This window comes from Micromonospora sp. DH14 (genome assembly GCF_029809455.1).
Lineage (GTDB): Bacteria > Actinomycetota > Actinomycetes > Mycobacteriales > Micromonosporaceae > Micromonospora > Micromonospora parva.
In genome coordinates this window covers 1-8,344 of sequence record NZ_JARVKT010000065.1, presented here as the reverse complement: position 1 = coordinate 8,344, position 8,344 = coordinate 1, and the positions used below count along the sequence as shown (strand labels likewise).

The 8,344-nt window shown below is 68.3% G+C and carries 7 protein-coding genes; 5 read left to right on the top strand and 2 right to left on the bottom strand.

Features of this window, described 5'->3' with window-relative positions; genetic code table 11:
• Window positions 1-31 precede the first annotated feature (31 nt).
• Complete coding sequence (mdh, locus tag QCZ28_RS34315; RefSeq protein ID WP_279520513.1) at window positions 32-982, bottom strand: malate dehydrogenase; 951 nt, start codon at window positions 980-982, stop codon at window positions 32-34.
• A gap of 138 nt (window positions 983-1,120) precedes the next feature.
• The gene (locus tag QCZ28_RS34310; protein WP_030338359.1) at window positions 1,121-1,981 is read right to left on the bottom strand and encodes a bifunctional methylenetetrahydrofolate dehydrogenase/methenyltetrahydrofolate cyclohydrolase; all 861 of its coding nucleotides are present in this window, start codon (window positions 1,979-1,981) and stop codon (window positions 1,121-1,123) included.
• A 483-nt stretch (window positions 1,982-2,464) separates the two neighbouring features.
• On the opposite strand from QCZ28_RS34310, the gene QCZ28_RS34305 reads away from it, so the two are divergent.
• The 5 genes from QCZ28_RS34305 (at window position 2,465) to QCZ28_RS34285 (ending at window position 8,316) form a co-directional block, all read left to right on the top strand.
• Entirely contained in the window at window positions 2,465-4,066 is a 1,602-nt protein-coding gene (locus tag QCZ28_RS34305) for an ABC transporter substrate-binding protein (protein ID WP_279520512.1), read from the top strand.
• Window positions 4,067-4,262: 196 nt separating this feature from the next.
• Window positions 4,263-5,201 (top strand): ABC transporter permease, encoded by a 939-nt coding sequence (locus QCZ28_RS34300; RefSeq protein WP_030338354.1) that lies wholly within the window; start codon window positions 4,263-4,265, stop codon window positions 5,199-5,201.
• A 42-nt stretch (window positions 5,202-5,243) separates the two neighbouring features.
• The gene (locus QCZ28_RS34295) at window positions 5,244-6,200 is read left to right on the top strand and encodes an ABC transporter permease (RefSeq protein ID WP_279520511.1); all 957 of its coding nucleotides are present in this window, start codon (window positions 5,244-5,246) and stop codon (window positions 6,198-6,200) included.
• Between the two features lie 69 nt (window positions 6,201-6,269).
• Window positions 6,270-7,301: an ABC transporter ATP-binding protein gene (locus QCZ28_RS34290; protein ID WP_279520510.1), complete on the top strand. Its 1,032-nt coding sequence runs from the start codon at window positions 6,270-6,272 to the stop codon at window positions 7,299-7,301.
• Window positions 7,282-8,316, top strand: coding sequence for a dipeptide ABC transporter ATP-binding protein (locus QCZ28_RS34285; RefSeq protein ID WP_279520509.1), 1,035 nt, complete (start codon window positions 7,282-7,284; stop codon window positions 8,314-8,316). The genes QCZ28_RS34290 and QCZ28_RS34285 overlap by 20 nt, the downstream gene beginning before the upstream one ends.
• Window positions 8,317-8,344 lie beyond the last annotated feature (28 nt).

The window sequence follows — 8,344 nt, the reverse complement described above, 5'->3', positions numbered from 1 at the left end:
CCGCCGCGCCCCTTGCGTACTGCTGGGTCGATCACATGCTGGAGATGTCGGCCTGCTTGGCGCGGACGGCCTCGGCGGCCTCCTTGAGGCTGGCCAGCTCGTCGGCGTCCAGGTCGGTCTCGACGACCCGCTTGACGCCCTGAGCGCCGATCTCGGCCTCGACACCCAGGTAGACACCGGAGATGCCGTACTCGCCGTCGACCCAGGCGCAGACCGGCATGACGTCGCCGGAGTCCTCGGCGACGGCCTTCGCCATCCGGGCCGCGGCGGCGGACGGGGCGTAGTACGCCGAACCGGTCTTGAGCAGGGCGACCACCTCGGCGCCACCGTTGCGGGTCTTGACGACCAGCTCCTCGATCTGCTCGGCCGGCATCACGTCACGCAGCGGCTTGCCGTTGACGGTGCTCTTCGACGGCACCGGGACCATCGTGTCGCCGTGCGAGCCCAGGGTCAGCGTGCGTACCGACGCCACCGGCACGTTCAGCGCCTCGGCGACGAAGTTGCTGAACCGGGCGGTGTCCAGCATGCCGGCCTGGCCGAGCACCCGGTTCTTCGGGAACTGGGTGGCGAGCTGGGCCAGCGCGGTCATCTCGTCCAGCGGGTTGGAGACCACGATGACGACGGCGTTCGGGGCGTACTTGGCGACGTTCTCGGCGACCTGGCGGACGATCTTGGCGTTGGTCTCCAGCAGGTCCATCCGGCTCATGCCGGGCTTGCGCGGCAGACCAGCGGTGATCACGACGACGTCGGAGCCCTCGATGCTCTCGTAGCCCTCACCGTTGGGGCCGGTCGTCACGCCGACGACCTTGGTCTCGAAGCCCTCGATGGCCCGCGACTGGTTGAGGTCGAGCGCCAGGCCCGCGGGCTTGCCCTCCACGATGTCGGTGATCACTACGGTGTCGAAGACGTCGTACTCGGCCAGGCGTTGTGCGGTGGTGGAGCCGTAGAAGCCAGCCCCGACGACAGTGACCTTCTTACCCATGGTCGTCCCACTCCCTGATACCAGTCGGTTTTCCGGACCGTATCAGTCATCCTGGCACCGATCCGGCCAGGGGCGGCGGGCATCGCCGGGATGGGGCGAACGTCACCGCCGTCCTGGTTCGACGCGTCGCGGCACGGGTCAGCCGCGCTCGGCGCGCTCCACGACATTGGTGAGCAGCATGGCCCGGGTCATCGGGCCCACGCCGCCGGGCATGGGGACGAGCGCGCCGGCCGTCTGGACCACCTCCGGGTCCACGTCGCCGGTGTAACGGCCCTTGCCGTCCGCGCCGATCACGCGGGTGATGCCGACATCCACCACCACCGCGCCCGGGTTGATCATGTCGGCGGTGAGCAGACCCGGCACGCCGGCCGCGACGATGACGATGTCGGCGGCGCGGGTGTGCGAGGCGAGGTCGAGGGTGCCGGTGTGGCACAGGGTGACTGTGGCGTTCTCACTGCGCCGGGTGAGCAGCAGGCCGAGTGGGCGCCCGACGGTGTTGCCCCGGCCGACCACCGCGACGGTGGCACCGCGCAGCGCCACGTCGTGTCGGCGGAGCAGCTCGACGATGCCGCGCGGGGTGCACGGCAGCGGCCCGTCGTAGCCGAGCACGAGCCGACCCAGGTTGACCGGGTGCAGGCCGTCGGCGTCCTTGTCCGGGTCGATCAACTCCAGCACCCGCTGGGTGTCGAGGTGGGCCGGCAGCGGCAACTGGACGATGTAGCCGTGGCACGCCGGGTCGGCGTTCAGCTCGGCCAGCACGTCGTCGACCTGCTGCTGGGTGGCGTCGGCCGGCAGTTCGCGGCGGATCGAGGCGATGCCCACCTCGGCGCAGTCGCGGTGCTTGCCGTTGACGTACGCCTGGCTGCCCGGGTCCGCCCCGACCAGGACGGTGCCGAGCCCCGGGGTGATGCCGCGTTCCGCGAGCGCCTTCACCCGAATGCGCAGCTCGTCCTTGATCTCCGCTGCGGTTGCCTTGCCGTCCAGAAGCGTCGCCGTCACGCCCAGATCGTCTCACGACCGGCACCCGCGGTTCAGACGACCTCAGCTCGGGGCGGTCCGCCGCCACTGTCAGGGGCCGGTTGCCCGACGTTCGGGCCGAGCCGAACTGACTACCGCCTGAGTGACCGTGTGTGACGTGTCGCTAGTCACTCTCAGTCACAATCTGTGGGTTCGATCACTGTCGAACCAGACAGGACGGGCCGGCGAAACGGAGACCGGACCTTCACCCCAGCTGGTGTCGAGCCACCCCAACCGAGCCCAACCAGCTCGTCAGTCGCCCGAAAATCCGCAGCATATTGCCAGGAAACCCGGTTTCGACTAGCAGATTCATCCGCGCTCGACAAGGAGGGAGAGCCCGGACCGTTACCCACCCGCAACCGCGTCGTTGCCGAAGGCCCGTCACCGACCTACCGTTACCGCTTGTTGCGCAGCGTAACCCAGCGTCGGGCTTGACTGCGCAGCGTGAGGAGATGAGGAGGCTCAATGCGAGTTCGTAGACTCGCCGCCTGGACCGCCCTCCCGCTCGCGGTGACGCTGGGCCTCGCGGCCTGCGGCAGCGGCGGAGACGGTGGATCCGGTGGCAGCGACAGTTCGGTGGTCAGCATCCAGATCGCCGAGCCGAAGCACCTGGTTCCCACCAACACCACCGAGACGTCCGGGTCGCAGGTGCTCGCCGGCCTGTTCAGCCCGCTCGTCGACTACGACGCCCAGAACAAGCCGTACGAGGTCGCCGCGCAGTCGATCACCACGTCCGACAACAAGGTCTGGACGATCAAGCTCAAGGACGGCTTCACCTTCCACAACGGCGAGAAGGTCACCGCCCAGAGCTACATCAACGCCTGGAACTACGGCGCGTACGCCCCCAACGGTCAGGACAGCAACTACTTCTTCGAGAAGATCGCTGGCTACGCGGACCTGCAGGGCAAGGCCCCCAAGGCCAAGGAGCTGTCCGGGCTGAAGAAGGTCGACGACTCGACCTTCACCGTGACGCTCTCCGAGCCGTACATCGACTTCAAGACCACGCTGGGCTACAACGCGTTCTTCCCGCTGCCGGACGCCGCGTTCTCGGCTCCGGGCGTGCTGAAGGACGGCTACGAGCAGGCGCCGATCGGGCAGGGCCCCTTCAAGATGAAGGGCACCTGGCAGCACGACAGCAAGATCGACGTCGAGCGCTACGACGCGTACCCGGGCGAGAAGCCCAAGGTCAAGAACATCGAGTTCCGGATCTACCAGCAGCTCACCGCGGCCTACGCGGACGTCCTGGCGGACAACCTGGACGTGCTGCCCACGATCCCGACCGAGAGCCTGAGCACCGCGCCGACCGACCTGGGTGACCGGTACAAGACCAGCCCGATGTCGTCGTTCCAGTTCCTCGCGTTCCCGACGTTCGACAAGGACTACGCCAACCCGGACGTGCGCAAGGCCATCTCGATGGCGATCGACCGTGACGAGATCACCAAGTCGGTCTTCAAGGGCTCGCAGACGTCGGCGCGCTCCTTCGTCTCGCCGGTCCTGCCGGGCTACCGCGAGGACACCGCCGGCGCGGCTGGCGAGTTCAACCCGACCGAGGCCAAGAAGCTCTACCAGGCCGCCGGCGGTCCGTCGAAGATCGTCATCTCGTACAACGGCGACGGCGGGCACAAGGACTGGGTCGACGCCACCGTCAACCAGCTCAAGACCAACCTGGGCGTGGACGCGGTCGGCTCGGCCGAGCCGAAGTTCGCCGACCTGCTGACCAAGGTCGAGAAGAAGACGCCGGTGGGCGCGTTCCGGATGGGTTGGGTCATGGACTACCCGACCATGGAGGACTACCTCGGCCCGCTGTACAGCACGAACGGCTCGTCGAACTACTACGGCTACAGCAACCCGGAGTTCGACAAGCTGGTCAAGGAGGGTTCCGCCGCCAAGACGCAGGACGAGGCGATCGCCAAGTACCAGCAGGCGGAGGACATCCTGGCCAAGGACATGCCGGTGATCCCGCTCCGCTTCGGCGAGAACGTGTTCGGCCACTCGTCCAAGGTCAAGAACGTCGAGATGGACCTGTTCCAGCGGGTCAACCTCGTCAAGATCGAAGCAGCCAGCTGAGCTGAGCATGGTGCGGGCCACCCGGGCGACGAAGCCCGGGTGGCCCAATCCGCGCCACCGGGCCGGGCCGCAGCAGCGGACCCGGCGTCGGTGGTGCCGGCTCCCCCGGGCCGGACGGCACGTCTCCGACATTTCAGGTACGACCAGAGATGCCGTCCTGCGACCCTTTCGCACATTTCCGGAGAGACTGCTAAGCATGTTCCGCTACATCCTGCGGCGCCTACTGCAGATGGTCCTGGCCTTCTTCGGGACCACCCTGATCGTCTACGCGCTGACATTCGCCGGGCAGGGCGACCCGATCCAGGCGCTCGCCGGCGAACGACCGGTGACGCCGGCGCAACGGGCGTACCTGACCGAGAAGTACCACCTGGACGCCACCGGCGTCGGCGGCTTCTTCTACCGCTACTTCGACTACGTGAAGAACCTGCTCCAGGGCAATCTGGGCGAGTCACTCACCGGTCGGAACATCGGCGACATCCTCCAGCAGGCCTGGCCGGTCACCGTGCGGCTCGCGCTCATCGCGCTCGCAGTGGCGATCATCTTCGGCGTCACCGCCGGGGTGCTCGCCGGCATCCGCCGGGCCAGCATCTTCGACAACTCGACGCTCGTGCTGACCCTGCTGGTGCTGGGCATCCCGACCATCGTGCTGGCCCCGCTGGCGCAGTACCTCCTGGGCGTCAAGTGGCAGCTCTTCCCACCCACCGCCGGCTCCGACCCGACGTTCTACGCGCTCCTGCTGCCGGGCATCGTGCTCGGCTCGCTGTCGCTGGCCACCGCCCTGCGACTCACCCGGGCCTCGGTGGCGGAGAACCTGCGCGCGGACTACGTCCGGACCGCCCGGTCCAAGGGCCTGGTCAAGCGGCGCATCGTCATCGTCCACGTGCTGCGCAACTCGCTGATCCCGGTGGTCACCTTCCTCGGTGTGGAACTGGGCAACCTGATGAGCGGCGCGATCATCACCGAGGGCGTCTTCAACATCCCCGGCGTGGGCTTCAACCTCTTCCGCGGCATCCGCACCGAGGACGGCCCTCTGGTGGTGGGCATCGTCAGCGTGCTCGTCGTGGTCTACCTGGTCTCGAACCTGGTGGTGGACGTCCTGTACGCCGTACTCGACCCGAGGATCCGCTATGAGTGAGCGCAGCGACAGTGCCAGCGCCGAGCGCAGCGAGGTGCAGGCATGAGTGACTTTGAGACTGTGGCGGCCACCGAGAACCAGGCCGCGCGACGGGGCCCCTCGGGGGAGCCGGGAACCCCCAACCAGGTCGGCGCCGCGAACAAGCCCCGCAGCCTGGCCGGGGACGCCTGGCGCGACCTGCGCCGCAACCCGATCTTCTGGATCTCGCTGGCGCTGGTGGTCATCTTCACCCTGATGGCGCTGCTCCCCGGCGTGTTCACCGCCAACAGCCCGAACGACTGCCTGCTCTCCCGGCAGCACGCCGGGCCCTCCGGCGGGGCCATCTTCGGGTACGACTTCCAGGGCTGCGACACGTACTCCCGGGCGGTCTACGGCACCCGGGCGTCGCTGCTGGTCGGCGCCCTCGCCGCGCTCGGCACCGGGATCATCGCGCTGGTGGTCGGCATGCTGGCCGGCTACTTCGGCCGCTGGGTCGACGCGGTGCTCTCCCGGGTGATCGACGTGGTGCTCGGCATCCCGCTGCTGCTGGCCGCGATCGTGCTGCTCAAGCGGGTGTCCAGTGACAACCAGTGGGCGCGGATCGGCGCGGTCGTCTTCGTGTTGGCTCTCCTGGGCTGGACCACCGCCGCCCGGGTGGTCCGGTCCTCGGTGATCACCGCCAAGGAGCAGGACTACGTCGCGGCGGCCCGGATGCTCGGCGCCGGCAACAGCCGGATCATGTGGCGACACATCCTGCCGAACTCGCTGGCCCCGGCGATCGTGGTGCTGACCATCGCGCTCGGCTCGTTCATCGCGGCCGAGGCGACGCTCTCCTTCCTGGGTATCGGCCTGAAGGCACCCACCATCTCGTGGGGTCAGGACATCGACACCGGCCGGATCCACATGCGGGAGGCGGCCACCCCGTTGATCGTCCCGTCGACCTTCCTGGCGTTGACAGTGCTGGCGTTCATCATGCTCGGCGACGCGATCCGTGACGCCTTCGATCCGAAGCTGCGGTGATCCCTCCATGCGAGCGCGAGGAGTGAGCGAAGCGAGCCCCGCAGTCGCGAGCGAAAGGCAGGCACAGCCATGACCATCAATCCCACGCCCGCCTCTGCCACGCCTGAGGGCGGCCACCTGTTGGAGTTGCGGGACCTGCACGTCGAGTTCCGCACCAACGAGGGTGTCGCCCGCGTGATCAACGGCGTGTCGTACCACCTGGACGCCGGCGAGACCCTCGCGGTGCTCGGCGAGTCCGGCTCGGGCAAGTCGGTCACCGCCCAGGCGATCATGGGCATCCTGGACAGCCCGCCCGCGATCGTCCGCTCCGGCCAGATCCTCTACCGGGGTGAGGACCTGCTCACCCGCTCCGAGGAGCAGCGCCGGCAGGTACGCGGCAAGGAGATCGCAATGATCTTCCAGGACGCGCTCTCCGCCCTCAACCCGGTCTTCCCGGTCGGTTGGCAGATCGGTGAGACGCTTCGCCAGCGCGCCGGCATGTCCCGGGCCGACGCTCGACGCCGTGCCATCGAACTGATGGATCTGGTCAAGATCCCGGGTGCCGCCAAGCGGATCGGGGACTACCCGCACCAGTTCTCCGGCGGTATGCGGCAGCGCGTCATGATCGCCATGGCGTTGGCGCTGGATCCGAAGGTGCTGATCGCCGACGAGCCCACCACGGCGCTCGACGTGACGGTGCAGGCCCAGATCATGGACCTGCTCGCCGACCTGCGCCGCGAACTCAACATGGCGATGATCCTGATCACCCATGACCTGGGTGTGGTCGCCGGTGTCGCGGACCGGATCGCGGTCATGTACGCCGGCCGGATCGTCGAGCACGCCGACGTCCGCTCGCTCTACAAGGCGCCCGCCCACCCGTACACCAAGGGGTTGTTGGAGTCGATCCCGCGCCTGGACGTCCGCGGCCAGGAGCTGTCGACGATCAAGGGGTTGCCGCCGAACCTGATGCGCATCCCGTCCGGCTGCCCGTTCCACCCCCGGTGCCCGTACGTGCAGCAGGTCTGCGTGGACGAGGTGCCGCACGACCTGGTCCTCGGCGACGGCCGGACCAGCGCTTGCCACTTCGCGCAGGAGGTCCGTGATGACAGCGTCGCCCGCTAACTCCACCAAGGTCCGCGGCGAGACCATCCTCTCCGTCGACAACCTGGTGAAGCACTTCCCGATCACTCAGGGCGTGCTGTTCCAGCGGCAGATCGGGGCGGTGAAGGCCGTCGACGGGGTGAGCTTCGAGCTGCGTCGGGGCGAGACGCTCGGCGTGGTCGGCGAGTCCGGCTGCGGCAAGTCCACCCTCGCCCGGCTGCTGATGCGGTTGGAGACGCCCACCTCCGGGCGCGCCACCCTGGAGGGCAGGGATCTGTTCAAGGCCTCCGGGGGCGAACTGCGCCGGTTGCGCCGCAACATGCAGATGGTCATGCAGGACCCGTACACCTCGCTGAACCCGCGGATGACGGTCGGCGACATCATCGGCGAGCCGTTCGATATCCACCCGGATGCGGCGCCGAAGGGCAGCAAGGCCAAGCGGGTCCAGGAACTGTTGGACCTGGTCGGGCTCAACCCGGAGCACATCAACCGGTACCCGCACCAGTTCTCCGGCGGTCAGCGTCAGCGCATCGGCATCGCCCGTGCGCTCGCGCTGAAGCCCGAGGTGATCGTCTGCGACGAGCCGGTGTCGGCGCTGGACGTCTCCATCCAGGCCCAGGTGATCAACCTGCTCAAGCAGCTGCAGGGCGAGCTCGGGCTCTCGTACATCTTCATCGCGCACGACCTGTCAGTGGTGCGGCACATCGCCGACCGCGTCGCCGTGATGTACCTCGGTCGGATCGTCGAGATCGGCACCGAGGACGAGATCTACGAGCGGGCCACCCACCCGTACACCCAGGCTCTGCTCTCTGCCGTGCCGGTGCCGGACCCGGAGGCCCGGGAGCAGCGCAACATGATCCGGCTGGTCGGCGACGTGCCCAGCCCGGCCGACCCGCCGAGCGGATGCCACTTCCGGACCCGCTGCTGGAAGGCCCAGGAGATCTGCGCCACCCAGGACCCCCAGACGGTCCCGAGAGCAGCGGACCCGCACCCCTCCGCCTGCCACTTCGCCGAACTACGCCCCACCCCAGCCTGACCACCCACCCACCCACCCGTTACCCACC